We start from the raw sequence: 16,340 nt of genomic DNA on the forward strand, positions 1-16,340 counted from the left end.
AATTTCCTTTATCCGGAGGCCATCCCGTGAGTCTATTTGATAAGAAAACCCTTGTTTCGCAGGCGGATGCGCTACCCGGTCGCAATACGCCAATGCCCGTCGCCACGCTGCACGCCGTTAATGGCCATTCGATGACCAACGTCCCGGAAGGCATGGAGATCGCTCTGTTTGCCATGGGTTGTTTCTGGGGAGTGGAGCGCCTCTTCTGGCAGTTGCCCGGCGTGTATAGTACCGCTGCGGGCTACACCGGAGGCTATACGCCGAATCCGACTTATCGTGAAGTGTGTTCAGGCCAGACCGGCCATGCCGAAGCCGTACGCGTGGTATATAACCCGGCAGTCATCAGCTATGAACAGCTGTTGCAGGTGTTCTGGGAGAACCACGACCCGGCGCAGGGCATGCGTCAGGGGAACGATCAGGGCACACAGTACCGCTCGGCGATTTACCCTCTGACTCCTGAACAGGACAAAGCTGCGCACGAGAGCCTTGAGCGTTTCCAGGCGGCGATGCGCGAAGCCCAGGACGATCGCACCATCACCACCGAAATCGCTACCGCTAAACCTTTCTATTACGCGGAAGACGATCACCAGCAGTACCTGCATAAGAACCCGTACGGCTACTGCGGTATCGGCGGAATCGGGGTGTGCTTACCGCCACAGCTTGCCTGAGGCCTGAACTTGCCATCGCAACGCCGGGGCGCAAAGTTAAGCCTCTGGCGAATTTACAGTCCCTTACGCTATACTATCCCACGATATTACCGGTCCAGCGCCTTCGGACCGGTTTTTTTAAGCGCAATTTCACGCGCAAAAACATCATCAACTATCCTTCCGAGGTTCTGGCGACAAAAGCCAGAAAAACTATGCTAAACAGTATATTAATCATACTCTGCCTCATCGGCGTCAGTGCGTTTTTCTCAATTTCCGAGATTTCGCTTGCGGCTTCCCGCAAAATTAAACTGAAGCTGCTCGCCGATGAGGGTAACGTTAACGCTCAACGTGTGCTGAAAATGCAGGAAAACCCCGGTATGTTCTTTACCGTGGTGCAAATTGGTCTTAACGCCGTTGCTATCCTGGGGGGTATCGTCGGTGACGCCGCCTTCTCTCCGGCCTTCCATACTCTTTTTATCAACTACATGTCCGCTGAACTGGCCGAGCAGATTAGCTTTGTCCTGTCGTTCGTCCTGGTGACCAGCCTGTTCATTCTGATAGCCGACCTGACCCCGAAACGCATCGGTATGATTGCGCCCGAAGCCGTGGCTTTGCGCATCATCAACCCGATGCGCTTCTGCCTTGCCGTCTTCCGCCCGCTGGTGTGGTTCTTCAACGGCATGGCAAACATGATATTCCGCCTGTTCAAGCTGCCGATGGTGCGTAAAGACGACATCACCTCCGACGATATCTACGCCGTTGTCGAAGCCGGTGCGCTGGCAGGCGTGCTGCGTAAGCAGGAACACGAGCTGATTGAGAACGTGTTTGAACTCGAATCACGCACCGTGCCGTCTTCGATGACCTCGCGCGAAAACGTCATCTGGTTTGATTTAAACGAAGATGAACAAAGCCTGAAAAACAAAGTGGCCGAGCATCCGCACTCTAAGTTCCTGGTGTGTAAAGAAGATATCGACCACATCATCGGTTATGTGGATTCCAAAGACCTGCTGAACCGCGTGCTGGCCAATCAGAGCCTGATGCTGACCAGCGGCGTGCAGATCCGCAATACGCTGATCGTGCCGGATACGCTGACGCTCTCAGAAGCGCTGGAAAGTTTCAAAACCGCCGGTGAAGACTTCGCGGTGATCATGAACGAATATGCGCTGGTTGTGGGTATCATCACTCTGAACGACGTGATGACCACGCTGATGGGTGACCTGGTCGGCCAGGGCCTGGAAGAGCAGATTGTTGCCCGCGATGAAAACTCATGGCTCGTTGATGGCGGCACGCCAATCGACGACGTGATGCGCGTGCTGGATATCGACGAATTCCCGCAGTCGGGCAACTACGAAACCATCGGCGGGTTCATGATGTTTATGCTGCGTAAGATCCCGAAACGTACCGACTTCGTGAAGTTCTCCGGCTATAAGTTCGAAGTGGTGGATATCGACAACTTCCGTATCGACCAGCTGCTGGTCACCCGCATCGACAGCAAGCCAACGGTGCTGGCACCGAAGCTGCCGGACGCGGAGGAGAAAGGCGCGGCGTAAGGTTTCCGGCCCTACAAACATCAACGGCTCCCATCGGGAGCCGTTTTTTTACGTTACTGCATAGCACGTTGCTGATTACGCCATCTCAGTTTGCAGACGCATAACCTGACGGTTGATTTCGGACATCACGGAAAGATGCTGCTTGTCCTTCACTTTTGGGATAAGGATCTTGCCCTTATCAAACTCAAAAGCGCCAACGTCCTTGATGTACAACCGTCCACGAAACAGGATCTTCACGTACTTCGCCACCTGAAGCGGGTTGTACTTTTGGAAAATTTTCATTGTTGTCTCCTGCTGAGTCTTACACCCTTGCGAGTCCACAATCGGCTCCGCGTTCCGGGGCGCAAAATTAATGCACTAAAACTATAGTCCATATCGACCGGGACACCCAGTCTGTAGAAGTTTATTTACCGTTTGATGACAAAATTTAAGAATTATCTTTTCAGAATGACTATAAAGGCAGTATAAACCTTCATTTTCTCACGGTTATGTGCGTTCACCCGCAAACTGGCATCACGCTTGCGGGAAAACCTCATCATTCGCACTTATGATTAAAACAAAACCCTAAGTGGTCGGATCACCTGCATACAATAAGGAAACATCATGACTCTACGTAAGCTGATGGCAGTTTCATGCCTGCTGTTCCCGCTGATGGCCTCGGCGCACAACCTGAAAACCGGAGAGCGCGTTCCGGCGGTAGGCGTCGCCGACCGCGGTGAACTCATTCTCAATAATGATGAGTTTAGCTATAAAAACTGGAATAGCTCGCAGCTCGCCGGGAAAGTGAGAGTTGTACAACATATTGCCGGTCGTACATCTGCCAAAGAGAAAAATGCCGCGCTGATTGAAGCGATCAAGACCGCAAAATTCCCGCATGATAAGTACCAGACCACCACCATCGTGAACACCGATGATGCGATTCCCGGCTCGGGCATGTTCGTGCGCAGCAGCCTTGAGAGCAATAAAAAGCTCTATCCGTGGTCGCAGTTTATCGTCGACAGCAACGGCGTGGTGCGCAGCGCCTGGCAGCTCGATGAAGAGAGCTCCGCGATTATCGTACTCGATAAAAATGGCCGCATTGAATGGGCAAAAGACGGGGCGCTAACCCAGGATGAAGTGCAGCAGGTCATCGCCCTGCTGCATAAGCTGTTAGCTCAGTAGATCGATACCCGGAAGCCGGGGTTGAGGAACGATTCACGCGGCGTGTAATCGAGGGTTTTGCCCTGCCAGTCGTGAACGTGCGCCCCGGCAGCCACCGCCACCGCGTGGCCCGCCGCCGTGTCCCAGATGCTGGTTGGCCCAAAGCGAGGATACAGCTGAGCCTGCCCGTCCGCCACCAGGCAGAACTTGAGCGAGGAGCCGATCGACGTTGTCTGATGCTCACCCAGCTGCTGCAGATACTCCTGCAGCTCAGAGTCGCCGCCGTGCGAGCGGCTGACCACCACCAGCGGCGGACGCGCATCCCGTACCTGAATCTGTTTACGCACGCCGCACTCTTCTTTCCAGGCTTTGCCCTCTTCGGCGCTGTACATCACCTTCATTACCGGCGCGTAAACCACGCCCATAACCGGTTTTCCTTTTTCAATCAATGCGATATTAACGGTAAACTCGCCGTTACGCTTAATGAACTCTTTGGTACCGTCGAGCGGATCGACCAGCCAGTAGCGCTGCCAGTGCTGGCGCACGTCCCAGCCCGGCGGATCCTCTTCTGACAGCACCGGAATATCCGGCGTCAGCGCGCTTAGCCCTTCAGCAATCACCTTATGGGCCGCGATATCGGCCGCCGTCACCGGAGAGTCATCGGCTTTACTGACCACGTCCATCGGCTTCTCGCCATCGTAGACCTGCATAATGGCATCACCTGCTTTCCGTGCAAGCTGACAAACCTGTTCCAACATATTCCACCTCGTGTTGAGTAGAGTGGCGTTAACTCGTTGTTTTAGTTATATCCCATCGCGACAAATTGCGCTATCTGTGAAGCGTTACCCGTTTCATCGCCCCGATTTCTGGCAAGCTTCACATTTCTGTAAGCAACAGGATGTATACCCTTTTCTCTTTTGTGCCCCCGATCAATAAAAGGACGCCTCTGATGATTAAGTTTAGCGCAACGCTCCTGGCCACGCTGATTGCCGCCAGCGCCAGTGCGGCGACGGTGGATTTGCGAATCATGGAAACCACCGACCTGCACAGCAACATGATGGATTTTGACTACTACAAAGATACCGCAACGGAAAAATTCGGCCTGGTACGCACCGCAAGCCTTATCAACGCCGCGCGTGAGGAAGTTAAAAACAGCGTTCTGGTGGATAACGGCGACGTCATTCAGGGAAGCCCGCTCGGCGATTATATGGCGGCCAAAGGATTAAAAACGGGAGATGTGCATCCGGTTTACAAAGCAATGAACACGCTGGACTATGCCGTGGGCAACCTCGGCAATCATGAGTTCAACTATGGGCTGGAGTATCTGCACAAAGCCATCAATGGCGCGAAATTCCCGTACGTTAACGCCAATATCATCGACGTTAAGACCAAACAGCCGTTGTTTACCCCTTACCTGATTAAAGAGACAAAGGTCGTCGATAAGGACGGCAAGCCGCAGACGCTGAAAATCGGCTATATCGGCTTCGTGCCGCCGCAGATCATGACCTGGGATAAGGCCAATCTCAGCGGCAAAGTGACGGTGAACGACATCACTGAAACCGCCCGTAAATACGTGCCGGAGATGCGTGAGAAAGGTGCCGATATCGTGGTAGTCATTGCCCACTCAGGCCTCTCCGCAGACCCTTATCACGCCATGGCAGAGAACTCTGTGTACTACTTAAGCCAGGTACCGGGCGTGGATGCAATCATGTTTGGCCACGCGCATGCCGTTTTCCCGTCAAAAGATTTCGCCAGTATTAAAGGTGCCGATATTGAAAAAGGCCTGCTGAACGGTGTGCCAGCGGTAATGCCCGGCATGTGGGGCGATCATCTGGGCGTGGTCGATTTGAGCCTGAATAACGACAGCGGCAAATGGCAGGTGACGCAGGCTAAAGCCGAGGCGCGTCCGATTTACGATCCGGTGGCGAAAAAATCCCTCGCGGCAGAAGACACCAGCCTGGTGAAGGTGCTGAAGGCCGACCACGATGCCACTCGCGCCTTTGTCAGCAAGCCGATTGGCAAATCTTCGGACAACATGTACAGCTATTTATCGCTGGTGCAGGACGATCCTACCGTTCAGGTGGTGAATATGGCGCAGAAAGCCTACGTCGAGCACTTTATTCAGGGCGATCCGGATCTGGCGAAGCTGCCGGTGCTCTCCGCTGCGGCGCCGTTCAAAGCAGGCGGTCGCAAGAACGATCCGGCGAGCTACACCGAAGTGGAGAAGGGTCAGCTGACCTTCCGCAACGCCGCCGATCTGTATCTCTACCCGAACACGCTAGTGGTGATGAAAGTCAGCGGCCAGGAGGTTAAAGAGTGGCTGGAGTGCTCCGCCGGGCAGTTCAACCAGATCGACGTGACCAGCAGCAAACCGCAGTCGCTCATCAACTGGGACGGTTTCCGCACCTATAACTTCGATGTGATTGACGGCGTGAATTATCAGGTAGACGTCAGCCAGCCCGCACGCTACGACGGCGAATGCCAGAGCCTCAACCCGAACGCAGAGCGCATCAAAAATCTGACCTTTAACGGCAAGCCCATCGATCCAAAGGCGACTTTCCTCGTGGCGACCAATAACTACCGCGCTTACGGCGGTAAGTTTGCAGGCACCGGCGACAGCCATATCGCTTTCGCCTCGCCGGATGAAAACCGTTCAGTCCTGGCGGCGTGGATTAGCGCCGAGTCGAAAAAGCATGGCGAGATTCATCCCGCAGCGGACAACAACTGGCGCTTAGCGCCAATCACCTCAGCTACGCCGCTGGATATTCGCTTCGAAACGTCGCCGTCAGAAAAAGCGGCTGCGTTTATCAAAGACAAAGCGCAGTATCCGATGAAGCAGGTCGGCACCGACGAGATTGGCTTTGCGGTGTATCAGGTGGATTTAAGCAAGTAGCGGAAGGATTTGTAGCCCGGTAAGGCGAAGCCGCTACCGGGCAATTTCTGCATCATAGCGGACGCTCACGCCGCCCGCTCATCCCAGTTCGCCATCACCTGCGGCAGGTTCAGTTCGATCCAGTCGGCCAGCGCTTCCACTTTCTCACTCACCTGCTCGCCAAGCGGCGTCAGGCTGTACTCGACGTGCGGTGGCACAACGGGGAAAGAGACGCGGTTAAGAAAGCCGTCCTGCTCGAGAGCCTGTAACGACTGCGCCAACATTTTTTCACTGACGCCGCCCATTTTGCGGCGCAAATCGCTGAAGCGGTGAGTGCCGTCACGCAGCGCCACCAGAATCAGTACGCCCCAGCGGCTGGTGACGTGCTTAAGCACATCGCGGGACGGGCATTGTTCGGCAAACAGATTGCCGTCACGCAGCTGCTCACTCAGTGTCGGATTCGCCATTTTCATACTTACCTTTTTGTACGTACTTACCAAAAGTTAGCTATGGTGTTAGCTTACCACAACTGAAACCAAACACCATGGAGCACCCTCATGATCGCAATTACTGGCGCTACCGGCCAACTGGGCCAACTCGTTATCGAAAATCTGCTGAAAACCGTTCCCGCTAATCAACTGGTCGCCATTGTGCGTAATCCGGCAAAGGCACAAGCGCTGAGCGACAAAGGCATCGTCGTTCGTCAGGGCGATTATAACGATGAAGCCACGCTGACCACGGCCCTCCAGGGCGTGGACAAACTGCTGCTGATCTCCGGCAGTGAAGTGGGTAAACGCGCTGAACAGCATGGCAATGCCATTCGTGCCGCGAAAGCAGCTGGCGTGAAATTCATCGCTTACACCAGCCTGCTGCATGCAGACAAATCCCCGCTGGGTCTGCACGTCGAACACGTCGCCACGGAGAAAATTCTGGCGGAGTCCGGTATTCCTTACGCGCTGCTGCGTAACGGCTGGTACACCGAAAACTATCTGGCGAGCGTCCCACCGGCCATTGAACATGGCGTATTTATTGGTGCCGCCGGGGCAGGAAAAATCGCAGCAGCACCTCGCGCTGATTATGCGGCAGCGGCGGCAACCGTAATAAGCACCGACGGCCATGCCGGAAAAGTGTACGAGCTGGCGGGCGACAGCGCCTGGACGCTGAGCGAGCTGGCCGCCGAGCTGAGCAAGCAAAGCGGGAAACCGGTGAGTTACCAGAACCTGAGCGAAGCTGATTTCGCGGCGGCGCTGAAAGGCGTGGGGCTGCCAGCGGGCCTGGCAGACATGCTGGCGGATTCGGATATCGGCGCGTCAAAAGGTGGTCTGTTTGATGACAGCCATACCCTGAGCAAACTGATTCAGCGCCCTACCACGCCGCTGTCTGAAAGCGTCAAAAGCATTCTGTAAGCGTCGATAACTGCTCATTTTTGTGGCACACCCACGGGGTATCTTCGATAATGTCGGGATATTCCGTGGGAGGTGACCGTGCAGGGCGTACCTGACCTGTTCCATGATAAGAGAGATTGCGCAAGCTTCCGCCACCTGGACAACCTTCCGGGGGTGGAGCTTTATCACGCCCATATCTCCCGCTACGCCTTCGAGCCCCATACCCACGAAGCATTCGGCATCGGCGCCATTGAGCTGGGCGCGGAGCAGTTTCGCTATCGCGGTGCAAAGCACGTCGCCCCGGTAAACTCAGTGGTCACCATGAATCCGGACGAGCTGCATACCGGCGAAGCGGCCAGCGAGGACGGCTGGCGCTATCGGATGGTCTATCTGGAACCTGACCTGCTGGAAGAGGTGACAGGCATACGCCACTGGTGGTTCAGCGATGTGGTTCGCCACGATGCGCAGCGTTCCGCCCTGCTTTGCCAGCAGATTTATGGCCTGTGGAATACCCCCGATCCGCTCGCTCAAAAAGGTTTACTGCTCGACCTGATCGACACCTTCCGTCCGTTTGCGAAGCATGCCCCCATCAAACAGGAAGGCGCGCATCGTTTTGAACGCGTGCGCGAATATCTGCACGACAACTATATGCATGCCCTGACGCTCGACGAGCTCGCCGCCGTGGTAGCGCTCAGCCCTTATCATTTCCAGCGCCAGTTCAAGGCCCGCTATCACGTCACTCCGCATCAAATGCTGATGGCGATTCGCCTGTGGCGCGCCAAAGATTTTCTGACTCGCGGGATGCCTGCCGCTGAAGTGGCCGCTGCCACGGGCCTGACGGATCAGTCTCATCTTACCCGCGCTTTTACCCGCCGTTACGGCATTACGCCCGTCCGCTATCAGAAGCAGGTTTTTCCGCGCTAATGCGCAACCTCATACAATACGTGTATCCGCCACGCTGCCTACACTGCCAGCCTTGATAAATAAGGTGGCGACGATGATGAGTGGTGTGCTTTACGCTCTGCTGGCAGGGCTGATGTGGGGGCTGATTTTCGTCGGGCCGCTGCTGGTGCCTGAGTATCCTGCAGTATTGCAGTCAATGGGCCGCTATCTGGCGCTTGGGCTTATCGCCCTGCCGCTGGCATGGCTTGGGCGTACGCAGCTCAAACAGCTCGGCAAGCGCGACTGGCTGACGGCGCTGAGCCTGACGATGATGGGCAACCTCATCTATTACGTTTGCCTTGCCAGCGCAATTCAGCGCGCTGGCGCCCCCGTGTCGACCATGATTATCGGTACGCTTCCGGTGGTGATCCCGGTATTTGCCAATCTGTTGTACAGCCAGCGTGACGGTAAACTCGCCTGGCGTGGGCTGGCGCCCGCTTTAGGTTGCATCGCGCTGGGCTTAGCTTGTGTGAACATTGCTGAGCTTAGCCACGGGCTGGCCGAATTCAGCCCATGGCGTTACGGCAGCGGCATCGGGCTGGCGCTGATCTCCGTCGTTTGCTGGGCCTGGTATGCGCTGCGCAATGCGCGCTGGCTGCGGGAAAATCCGGATAAGCATCCCATGATGTGGGCCACCGCCCAGGCACTGGTCACGCTGCCGGTATCGCTGCTCGGCTACGTGCTGGCCTGCCTGTGGCTGCGCGGTCAAGAACAAAGCTTTCCATTGCCGTTTGGCCCGCGTCCGGACGTGTTTATTACCCTGATGATAGCCATCGCCGTGTTTTGCTCCTGGGTCGGCGCGCTGTGCTGGAATATCGCCAGCCAGCGCCTGCCGACGGTGATCGTCGGGCCGCTGATCGTCTTCGAAACCCTGGCCGGGCTGCTGTATACCTTTCTGCTGCGCCAGAACTTTCCCCCGATCCTGACGCTGTCCGGCATTGCGCTGCTGGTCGCTGGCGTGGTCATTGCCGTGCGGGCAAAACCGCAGAAGCCTCAGCTTGAATCCCTGAGCGAAGACCCTGTGGAATAGTGCGATATTCCCAAAGGGGTATTCCCTTATCTTAAAGATGCATTTAAAATACATCTTATATTTTACAGATGAGGTAACGACAATGGCCTTCCGCGATCAACCCTTAGGTGAACTGGCTCTCTCCATTCCGCGCGCATCTGCGCTGTTCCGTAAATATGATATGGATTACTGCTGCGGCGGTAAGCAGACGCTGGAGCGCGCTGCGGCACGTAAGGACCTGGACGTTGCCATCATTGAAGCTGAACTGGCGACGCTGGCTGAAGCCCCCGTAGAAAAAGAGTGGCGCACCACGCCGCTGGCAGAAATTATCGATCATATTGTGGTGCGCTATCACGACCGTCACCGCGAACAGCTGCCGGAGCTGATTTTACAGGCGACCAAGGTAGAACGCGTTCACGCCGACAAACCGAATGTGCCGAAAGGGCTCACCAAATACCTGACGGCGCTGCACCAGGAGCTTTCCAGCCATATGATGAAAGAGGAGCAGATCCTGTTCCCGATGATCAAACAAGGCATGGGCAGCCAGGCAATGGGCCCGATAAGCGTGATGGAAAGCGAGCATGATGAAGCGGGTGAACTGCTGGAAGTGATTAAGCACGTTACCCAGAACGTGACGCCGCCGCCGGAAGCCTGTACGACCTGGAAGGCGATGTATAACGGCATTAACGAGCTGATTGACGATCTGATGGAGCACATCAGCCTGGAAAACAACGTGCTGTTTCCTCGGGCGTTGGCAGGCGAATAAATCAAAGAGCCAGTTTCGACGTCTCCCCCTCACCCCGGCCCTCTCCCTCAGGGAGAGGGAGAAAGCCGGCTTGTGCGGTGAAAGGGAATGTAGGCCGGATAAGCGTCAGCGCATCCGGCATTTTCATTTAATTCAGTGCTCTTTTCTTGCCGGCATACAGCCAGCCCAGCCCCAGCACGATAAACCACAGCGGCGTGACAATCAGCGCCTGACGGGTATCGTCCTCAAGCGTCAGCAGCACCAGCACAAACACGAAGAACGCCATGCAAACCCAGCACATCAGCTTGCCGAGCGGCATTTTGTATTTCGATGCGGCGTGCAGCTGTGGGCGCTGCTTACGGTAGACCAGATATGAACAGAGAATGATGGTCCACACGAACATAAACAGAATCGCTGAAACGGTGGTGATCATGGTGAACGCCGCAATCGCGCTTGGGTTCACATAGAGCATCACCACGCCGCCAAGCAGGCAGATGCAGGAGAAGGTCAACCCTTTCGCCGGAACGGCGCGCTTTGACAGCGTCGCAAAAGCCTTCGGCGCCATCTTATCCTGAGCCAGGCCGAACAGCATACGGCTGGTTGAGAACACCCCGCTGTTGGCGGAAGAAGCCGCAGACGTCAGCACCACAAAGTTAATGATGCTCGCCGCCGCAGGCAGCCCTACCAGCACGAACAATTCCACGAACGGACTCTTGTCCGGCACCACAGAACTCCATGGCGTCACCGACATGATCACCACCAGCGCAAAGACGTAGAACATGATGATACGAATCGGAATCGAGTTAATCGCGCGCGGCAGTGATTTCTCCGGATCTTTGGTTTCCGCTGCCGTGGTGCCCACCAGTTCAATCCCCACGAAAGCAAAGACCGCTATCTGGAAGCCGGCAAAGAAGCCGCTGATGCCTTTCGGGAACCAGCCGCCGTCGTTCCACAGATGGTCAAACGAGGCCTGTACGCCGCTCGGCGAGGTGAAGTGCGTCATCACCATCACCAGGCCGACAATCACCAGGCCAACGATGGCGACGATTTTGATCATCGCAAACCAGAACTCCATCTCACCAAACATCTTCACGGTGGCGAGGTTCAGGCCCAGCAGTAAAAATATAACCGCCAGCGAGGCCACCCAGTCTGAGAGCCCGGGGAACCAGAACTGCGCGTATGACGTGATGGCGACCACGTCCGCCATGCCGGTGACAACCCAGCAGAACCAGTAGGTCCAGCCGGTGAAATACCCGGCCCACGGGCCGAGCAGGTCGGCGGCGAAATCGCTGAAGGATTTGTATTCGAGATTCGACAGCAGCAATTCACCCATTGCGCGCATGACGAAAAAGAGCATAAAGCCGATGATCATGTAGACGAAAATGATCGACGGGCCGGCCAGGCTGATGGTTTTCCCCGAACCCATAAACAGGCCTGTCCCTATCGCGCCGCCGATAGCAATCAGCTGAATATGCCGGTTAGTGAGATTGCGCCGGAGCGACTGTTCCGTTGGCGCATCCTCTTGAGCACCAACTTTTACCTGATCTACCATGTGATTTTCTTCCTGTTGTTCCTGTTGTGTTGTACTTTGCTGGCTCTGTGGCCATTGAATACCTCTGACGAGGTTTCAGTTTTTTGACTGATCGATAGTAGGTAAGAATCGGCGGGTTGAATACTATGAATTGGCTATTATGTTAATAAGATGTTTAAAGTGAGTGTTATATCACTCTGTTAACGCGAAACAGCTCACAAAAATACACCGACTGCGGCGCAATGCAAGATTAAATACTGACAATTTTCTAACTTAGGGATTTTTCTCTGATTTATGACGTCCTCTCCCGTCACCGGGAGAGGATCCAGCGGCCTTACAGGATTTCGAGCAGTTCGACTTCGAAAACCAGGGTGCTGAAAGGAGGAATGGATGCGCCAGCGCCGCGCTCGCCGTAAGCGAGGTTTTGCGGGATGGTCAGTTCCCATTTGGAGCCAACCGGCATCAGGGTCAGCGCTTCGATCCAGCCTGGAATCACGCCGTTGACCGGGAATTCAGCCGGTTCGCCACGTGCGACAGAGCTGTCGAACACGGTACCGTCAATCAGTTTGCCGGTGTAGTGAACACGTACGCGGTCGGTACGAGCCGGGATAGCACCTTCGCCCTGAGTCAGAACGCGGAACTGCAGACCGGATTCGGTACTGCTTACGCCTTCTTTCTCACGGTTTTCTTCCAGATATTTCACGCCTTCTGCCGCCATGGCTTCAAAGCGCTCACGACGAACCGCGTCAGCACGTTCGTGAATTTCGCGCAGTGCACGGTGTACCACATCTACCGGAACCTGTGGCTGCTTGCCTTCCAGAGCGTCAGCAATACCAGCGACCAGTGCTTCCGGCAGCAGGCCCTGCAGGCCGGATTCGCTAAGCTGTTGTCCTACCTGGAGGCCGATTCCGTAACTGGCCTGGGCTTCAATGGTGTCAAAAGTCGGGGTTGCCATGGTCTTTCCTTTCATCGGATGAAAATCAGCGGGCAGCATACCAGCCAGGCCGCATCGGGTAAAACTTTGTCTCGGCAGAATTATGTATATACTGAGGGACAAAACAGGGAAACGCGGAGCAGGAGGTAACCCATGCCCGGGCGGTTCGCACTACAACCTTTGGTGTTAAAAATCTGGCATGCCCCGGATAATTTCCGGCTGATGGACCCGCTGCCACCGCTGCATCGTCGTGGCATCATCGCAGGCTTCCTGCTGGTGATTATTGGCTTCCTGCTTCCTGCCGGCGACAACGCACCCGCACAATCGGTGAGCCGCAACGCGCAGCTCGATATGCAGTCGCAGTCCCAGCCGCAGCAGGGCAACCTGCAACAGCCTTTGCCTCCGCTGGTTTCTTCTTCACCGACGGTGAGCGATCCTGACCAGGCGGCTCCTGCCGCGCCTGAGGTGGTTCAGGAAGGTCAGCCAGACGACGAGCCTCAGCAGGTTCAGCGCCAGCCTCAGCAGCAGAGCGAACCTGCGCAAGCGCAGTCCGTGCCAGGCATTGAGCAGCAGTGGCGCAGCTACCGTGTAGAACCTGGCAAAACCCTGGCGCAGCTGTTCCGCGACCACAACCTGCCGCCAACTGACGTGTACGCGATGTCTAAAGTGGAAGGCGCGGGCAAGCCGCTGAGCACATTACAGGCCGGGCAGATGGTGCAGGTACGCCAGAATGCTAACGGCGTTGTGACAGGCTTAACGATTGACAGCGGTAATGGCCAGCAGGTGCTGTTTACCCGCCAGGCCGACGGCAGCTATCTTCGCGTTCGCTAATGACCGTGCCCGGCACTCGCCGGGCAGCTCTCAGACACTTCTTTTATTGACCCACCAAATCCCCGAACAGACCAGCACCAGCGCCAGTGCGTATTTCCATTCCAGAATGTTCTCGCCAAGAAAAATGCCGGACAGTACCGTACCCGCCACCGGAATCACAAAGTTAAACGGCGCAATCATACTGACGCGGTTGTACTTCAGTAACGTGCTCCATAGCGCAAATGCCACGGAAGAAAGCAGCGTCAGATAGCCCAGCACGGCCACAGAGTCGATACCGTGGAACGTCAGCGTTCCACCGCTCAGGTAGCCGCCCACCACCAGCGCCAGGCCGCCAATACCCAACTGCCAGCCGGTCATCACCGTTGGATCGACGGTCTGCGAAATACGTTTGCCGTAGAGCGTTGCTGCCGAAAGGATAAAGGCGGCCAGCACGATAAAACCGTCCCCCTGCCAGACGAAGCTGAAATCCATCAGCGAATGGCTGAAGTTCACCAGCATCACTCCGGCAAACCCAAGAATACAGCCGAGGGATTTGTTATAGCTTAGCTTGTCATTCTGGTAGATGAAGTGCGCCAGCAGCACGCTGAAGAAGGTGCCAGTGGCGTTCATAATCGAGCCTTTCACGCCGGTCGTAAACGCAAGGCCGATATAAAAAATGGCGTACTGGATGGAGGTTTGCGTCAGACCAAGCAGCGTCAGCTGGCCAAACTGGCGGGCGTTCAGGCGAGCTATCGGCTTACGCTGTGCCAGCGCAAACAGCAACAGCAGCACACCGGCAAACAGGAAGCGGTAACCGGCAAAGATAATTTTCGACGGGATGTCGTCAGTGGCAATCTGGAAAATTTCATAGCCATTTTTGATGGCGGGATACGAGCTTCCCCATAATAAACAGCAAAGCGTTGCGCCTGCATAAACAATGTTTTTACGGGTAAATAACGGGGCGGGTGTGGCGCTGTCCATGAGCTAAGCCTGAATTAAAATCGCGTTTTAATTCATTATCCTGAAAGGTGGCAGAAATAGCTACCATACAAGTGGGAAAGTGCAAACCTCAGAAAGCAAAACGCCGGCACAAGGCCGGCGATTTGTCGTGCTACGGAGTAATGAATTACTCAGCAACCACGTTTACTACCAGTTTAGCGAACACTTCGCTGTGAACCTGGAAGTCCACTTCGTGCTCACCAGTGGTACGCAGAACGCCGTTCGGCATGCGAACTTCGCTCTTGGCAACAGCAACGCCTGCAGCAGAAACTGCGTCAGCGATGTCGCGAGTACCGATAGAACCGAACAGTTTACCTTCGTCGCCAGATTTAGACGCGATGGTAACGGTGCCCAGTGCGTTGATTGCTTCAGCGCGAGCATTTGCAGCAGCCAGAACGTCAGCCAGTTTGGCTTCCAGTTCAGCGCGACGTGCTTCGAAGAATTCAACGTTTTTCTTGGTAGCTGGAACAGCTTTACCCTGTGGAACCAGGAAGTTACGAGCGTAGCCCGCTTTAACGTTAACCTGATCACCCAGGCTGCCCAGGTTTGCTACTTTATCAAGCAGAATAACTTGCATTACCTTATCCTCTTAAAGTCGTTAATAGACGGCGGCCGATTACTGATGACGATCAGTGTATGGCAGCAGGGACAGGTAGCGAGCGCGCTTGATGCAACGAGCGAGCTGGCGCTGGTATTTTGCACGAGTACCGGTGATACGGCTCGGGACAATTTTACCGCTTTCGGTAATGTAGTTTTTCAGCGTAGCGATGTCTTTGTAATCAATCTCTACAACGCCTTCCGCGGTGAAACGGCAGAACTTGCGACGACGGAAATAACGTGCCATTTGGCTAGTCTCCAGAATCTATCAATTCAATCTGCTCGGCATGCAACACCATTTTGCTCAGACCATTTCGCGCCTTGTGGCAGCTGATAAAGCCCTGAACGGTGATTTGCGTGCCGACCGTTATACTGTGAGTAATGGCCTGGTTCTCTTGCCCGCTAATAATAACCGGCATTTGACACCACGCCTGCCGGTGAAAACCGGCTTCCTCCTGCACAGAACGGTGCTCAAGCACGAACTGGCAGTGAGGAATTCCTGATGGGCTGACCTTTCGAAGGGGCGCCCTGCACACTGTGCCGGACAACGCCAGACGGTTGGCCATCAGCAATTACTCTTCAGAATCCCCAGCTTCAGCATCATCTGTGGTTTCGTTTGCGAAATCATCGCGACGCTCACGACGCTCGTCTTTCGCTTTAACCATTGGAGATGCTTCAGTCACAGCGTGTTTGGTACGCATAACCATGCTGCGGATAACGGCATCGTTGAAGCGGAAGTTTGTTTCCAGCTCATCGATCACTTCCTGCGGTGCTTCAACGTTCAGCAGAACGTAGTGCGCTTTGTGCAGTTTGTTGATCGGGTAAGCCAGCTGACGGCGGCCCCAGTCTTCCAGACGGTGGATCGTACCTTCTGCTGCAGTGATTGCACCAGTGTAACGCTCGATCATACCCGGAACCTGTTCGCTCTGGTCAGGATGGACCATAAAAACGATTTCGTAATGACGCATCGAATTGCTCCTTACGGATTATTCAGCCTCCTGTCTGGGTCAGCCGCGGCCCATGGAGGCAAGGAACGTGTTAAAGGGCGGCTGAAAAATTGACGCGTAATCATACTTGCGGGCAAGGGGAAACTCAAGGTGATTGCGCAAATAATTCGCACGAAGGGCAAAGCGAAGGGAAGTCAGTGGCTTAAAATTAATCAGTAATGGATGCGCCAAA

The 16,340-nt window shown here is 55.2% G+C and carries 19 protein-coding genes; 9 read left to right on the plus strand and 10 right to left on the minus strand.

Annotated elements, in window-relative coordinates:
• Positions 1–26: 26 nt before the first annotated feature.
• Together msrA and RTU33_RS17705 are read left to right on the plus strand one after the other, a co-directional pair.
• Complete coding sequence (gene msrA, locus RTU33_RS17700; protein ID WP_312629104.1) at positions 27–668, plus strand: peptide-methionine (S)-S-oxide reductase MsrA; 642 nt, start codon at positions 27–29, stop codon at positions 666–668.
• 191 nt (positions 669–859) lie between these two features.
• Complete coding sequence (locus tag RTU33_RS17705; RefSeq protein ID WP_312629106.1) at positions 860–2,197, plus strand: hemolysin family protein; 1,338 nt, start codon at positions 860–862, stop codon at positions 2,195–2,197.
• A 75-nt stretch (positions 2,198–2,272) separates the two neighbouring features.
• Here RTU33_RS17705 and RTU33_RS17710 read toward each other — a convergent pair whose 3' ends face one another.
• The gene (locus RTU33_RS17710; protein WP_312629107.1) at positions 2,273–2,479 is read right to left on the minus strand and encodes a DUF1107 domain-containing protein; all 207 of its coding nucleotides are present in this window, start codon (positions 2,477–2,479) and stop codon (positions 2,273–2,275) included.
• A 321-nt stretch (positions 2,480–2,800) separates the two neighbouring features.
• Here RTU33_RS17710 and RTU33_RS17715 point away from each other — a divergent pair, with 321 nt between their 5' ends.
• Positions 2,801–3,358, plus strand: coding sequence for a YtfJ family protein (locus RTU33_RS17715; RefSeq protein WP_312629108.1), 558 nt, complete (start codon positions 2,801–2,803; stop codon positions 3,356–3,358).
• Here RTU33_RS17715 and cysQ read toward each other — a convergent pair.
• On the minus strand, positions 3,352–4,095 hold the full coding sequence (gene cysQ / locus RTU33_RS17720) for a 3'(2'),5'-bisphosphate nucleotidase CysQ (RefSeq protein ID WP_312629109.1): 744 nt from the start codon (positions 4,093–4,095) through the stop codon (positions 3,352–3,354). The two genes, RTU33_RS17715 and cysQ, sit on opposite strands and share 7 nt — an antisense overlap.
• A 191-nt stretch (positions 4,096–4,286) precedes the next feature.
• Between cysQ and cpdB the strand changes: the two genes are divergently transcribed.
• The gene (cpdB, locus tag RTU33_RS17725; protein WP_312629110.1) at positions 4,287–6,230 is read left to right on the plus strand and encodes a 2',3'-cyclic-nucleotide 2'-phosphodiesterase; all 1,944 of its coding nucleotides are present in this window, start codon (positions 4,287–4,289) and stop codon (positions 6,228–6,230) included.
• A 65-nt stretch (positions 6,231–6,295) separates the two neighbouring features.
• Here cpdB and RTU33_RS17730 read toward each other — a convergent pair whose 3' ends face one another.
• The gene (locus RTU33_RS17730; RefSeq protein WP_312629111.1) at positions 6,296–6,682 is read right to left on the minus strand and encodes a helix-turn-helix domain-containing protein; all 387 of its coding nucleotides are present in this window, start codon (positions 6,680–6,682) and stop codon (positions 6,296–6,298) included.
• 84 nt (positions 6,683–6,766) lie between these two features.
• Between RTU33_RS17730 and RTU33_RS17735 the strand changes: the two genes are divergently transcribed.
• The 4 genes from RTU33_RS17735 (at position 6,767) to ytfE (ending at position 10,311) form a co-directional block, all read left to right on the plus strand.
• Complete coding sequence (locus RTU33_RS17735; RefSeq protein WP_312629112.1) at positions 6,767–7,615, plus strand: SDR family oxidoreductase; 849 nt, start codon at positions 6,767–6,769, stop codon at positions 7,613–7,615.
• 78 nt (positions 7,616–7,693) lie between these two features.
• Positions 7,694–8,518, plus strand: a complete 825-nt coding sequence (locus tag RTU33_RS17740; protein WP_312629113.1) for an AraC family transcriptional regulator — start codon at positions 7,694–7,696, stop codon at positions 8,516–8,518.
• Between the two features lie 73 nt (positions 8,519–8,591).
• Positions 8,592–9,566: a DMT family transporter gene (locus RTU33_RS17745; protein ID WP_312629114.1), complete on the plus strand. Its 975-nt coding sequence runs from the start codon at positions 8,592–8,594 to the stop codon at positions 9,564–9,566.
• Between the two features lie 82 nt (positions 9,567–9,648).
• Positions 9,649–10,311, plus strand: coding sequence for an iron-sulfur cluster repair protein YtfE (gene ytfE, locus RTU33_RS17750; protein WP_312629115.1), 663 nt, complete (start codon positions 9,649–9,651; stop codon positions 10,309–10,311).
• A gap of 127 nt (positions 10,312–10,438) precedes the next feature.
• Here the strand turns inward: ytfE and cycA are convergent, their stop codons facing one another.
• Both cycA and fklB read right to left on the minus strand, forming a co-directional pair.
• Positions 10,439–11,842, minus strand: a complete 1,404-nt coding sequence (gene cycA / locus RTU33_RS17755) for a D-serine/D-alanine/glycine transporter (RefSeq protein WP_312629116.1) — start codon at positions 11,840–11,842, stop codon at positions 10,439–10,441.
• 313 nt (positions 11,843–12,155) lie between these two features.
• Positions 12,156–12,776: an FKBP-type peptidyl-prolyl cis-trans isomerase gene (gene fklB / locus RTU33_RS17760; protein ID WP_312629117.1), complete on the minus strand. Its 621-nt coding sequence runs from the start codon at positions 12,774–12,776 to the stop codon at positions 12,156–12,158.
• A 132-nt stretch (positions 12,777–12,908) separates the two neighbouring features.
• Between fklB and RTU33_RS17765 the strand changes: the two genes are divergently transcribed.
• The gene (locus RTU33_RS17765) at positions 12,909–13,586 is read left to right on the plus strand and encodes a LysM-like peptidoglycan-binding domain-containing protein (protein WP_312629118.1); all 678 of its coding nucleotides are present in this window, start codon (positions 12,909–12,911) and stop codon (positions 13,584–13,586) included.
• Positions 13,587–13,616: 30 nt separating this feature from the next.
• Here RTU33_RS17765 and RTU33_RS17770 read toward each other — a convergent pair whose 3' ends face one another.
• From RTU33_RS17770 to rpsF, 5 genes are all read right to left on the minus strand, one after another.
• The gene (locus tag RTU33_RS17770; RefSeq protein WP_312629120.1) at positions 13,617–14,546 is read right to left on the minus strand and encodes a DMT family transporter; all 930 of its coding nucleotides are present in this window, start codon (positions 14,544–14,546) and stop codon (positions 13,617–13,619) included.
• A gap of 145 nt (positions 14,547–14,691) precedes the next feature.
• Entirely contained in the window at positions 14,692–15,141 is a 450-nt protein-coding gene (gene rplI / locus RTU33_RS17775) for a 50S ribosomal protein L9 (RefSeq protein WP_097162720.1), read from the minus strand.
• 39 nt (positions 15,142–15,180) lie between these two features.
• Positions 15,181–15,408, minus strand: coding sequence for a 30S ribosomal protein S18 (gene rpsR / locus RTU33_RS17780; protein ID WP_002210155.1), 228 nt, complete (start codon positions 15,406–15,408; stop codon positions 15,181–15,183).
• A gap of 4 nt (positions 15,409–15,412) precedes the next feature.
• The gene (priB, locus tag RTU33_RS17785) at positions 15,413–15,727 is read right to left on the minus strand and encodes a primosomal replication protein N (RefSeq protein ID WP_312629124.1); all 315 of its coding nucleotides are present in this window, start codon (positions 15,725–15,727) and stop codon (positions 15,413–15,415) included.
• Between the two features lie 6 nt (positions 15,728–15,733).
• Positions 15,734–16,129 (minus strand): 30S ribosomal protein S6, encoded by a 396-nt coding sequence (rpsF, locus tag RTU33_RS17790; RefSeq protein WP_312629125.1) that lies wholly within the window; start codon positions 16,127–16,129, stop codon positions 15,734–15,736.
• Positions 16,130–16,340: the final 211 nt, after the last annotated feature.

The sequence above is a fragment of the Scandinavium sp. genome, from assembly GCF_032012665.1.
In the GTDB taxonomy this organism is placed as follows: Bacteria; Pseudomonadota; Gammaproteobacteria; order Enterobacterales; family Enterobacteriaceae; genus Scandinavium.

What these genes read in the sequence shown, in the direction of transcription:
- RTU33_RS17705 (WP_312629106.1), top strand. Translation starts at nt 860, where the DNA reads ATGCTAAACAGTATATTAATCATACTCTGCCTCATCGGCGTCAGTGCG.
- RTU33_RS17710 (WP_312629107.1), bottom strand. Translation starts at nt 2,479, where the DNA reads ATGAAAATTTTCCAAAAGTACAACCCGCTTCAGGTGGCGAAGTACGTG.
- RTU33_RS17715 (WP_312629108.1), top strand. Translation starts at nt 2,801, where the DNA reads ATGACTCTACGTAAGCTGATGGCAGTTTCATGCCTGCTGTTCCCGCTG.
- cysQ (WP_312629109.1), bottom strand. Translation starts at nt 4,095, where the DNA reads ATGTTGGAACAGGTTTGTCAGCTTGCACGGAAAGCAGGTGATGCCATT.
- cpdB (WP_312629110.1), top strand. Translation starts at nt 4,287, where the DNA reads ATGATTAAGTTTAGCGCAACGCTCCTGGCCACGCTGATTGCCGCCAGC.
- RTU33_RS17730 (WP_312629111.1), bottom strand. Translation starts at nt 6,682, where the DNA reads ATGAAAATGGCGAATCCGACACTGAGTGAGCAGCTGCGTGACGGCAAT.
- RTU33_RS17735 (WP_312629112.1), top strand. Translation starts at nt 6,767, where the DNA reads ATGATCGCAATTACTGGCGCTACCGGCCAACTGGGCCAACTCGTTATC.
- RTU33_RS17745 (WP_312629114.1), top strand. Translation starts at nt 8,592, where the DNA reads ATGATGAGTGGTGTGCTTTACGCTCTGCTGGCAGGGCTGATGTGGGGG.
- ytfE (WP_312629115.1), top strand. Translation starts at nt 9,649, where the DNA reads ATGGCCTTCCGCGATCAACCCTTAGGTGAACTGGCTCTCTCCATTCCG.
- cycA (WP_312629116.1), bottom strand. Translation starts at nt 11,842, where the DNA reads ATGGTAGATCAGGTAAAAGTTGGTGCTCAAGAGGATGCGCCAACGGAA.
- fklB (WP_312629117.1), bottom strand. Translation starts at nt 12,776, where the DNA reads ATGGCAACCCCGACTTTTGACACCATTGAAGCCCAGGCCAGTTACGGA.
- RTU33_RS17765 (WP_312629118.1), top strand. Translation starts at nt 12,909, where the DNA reads ATGCCCGGGCGGTTCGCACTACAACCTTTGGTGTTAAAAATCTGGCAT.
- RTU33_RS17770 (WP_312629120.1), bottom strand. Translation starts at nt 14,546, where the DNA reads ATGGACAGCGCCACACCCGCCCCGTTATTTACCCGTAAAAACATTGTT.
- rplI (WP_097162720.1), bottom strand. Translation starts at nt 15,141, where the DNA reads ATGCAAGTTATTCTGCTTGATAAAGTAGCAAACCTGGGCAGCCTGGGT.
- rpsR (WP_002210155.1), bottom strand. Translation starts at nt 15,408, where the DNA reads ATGGCACGTTATTTCCGTCGTCGCAAGTTCTGCCGTTTCACCGCGGAA.
- priB (WP_312629124.1), bottom strand. Translation starts at nt 15,727, where the DNA reads ATGGCCAACCGTCTGGCGTTGTCCGGCACAGTGTGCAGGGCGCCCCTT.
- rpsF (WP_312629125.1), bottom strand. Translation starts at nt 16,129, where the DNA reads ATGCGTCATTACGAAATCGTTTTTATGGTCCATCCTGACCAGAGCGAA.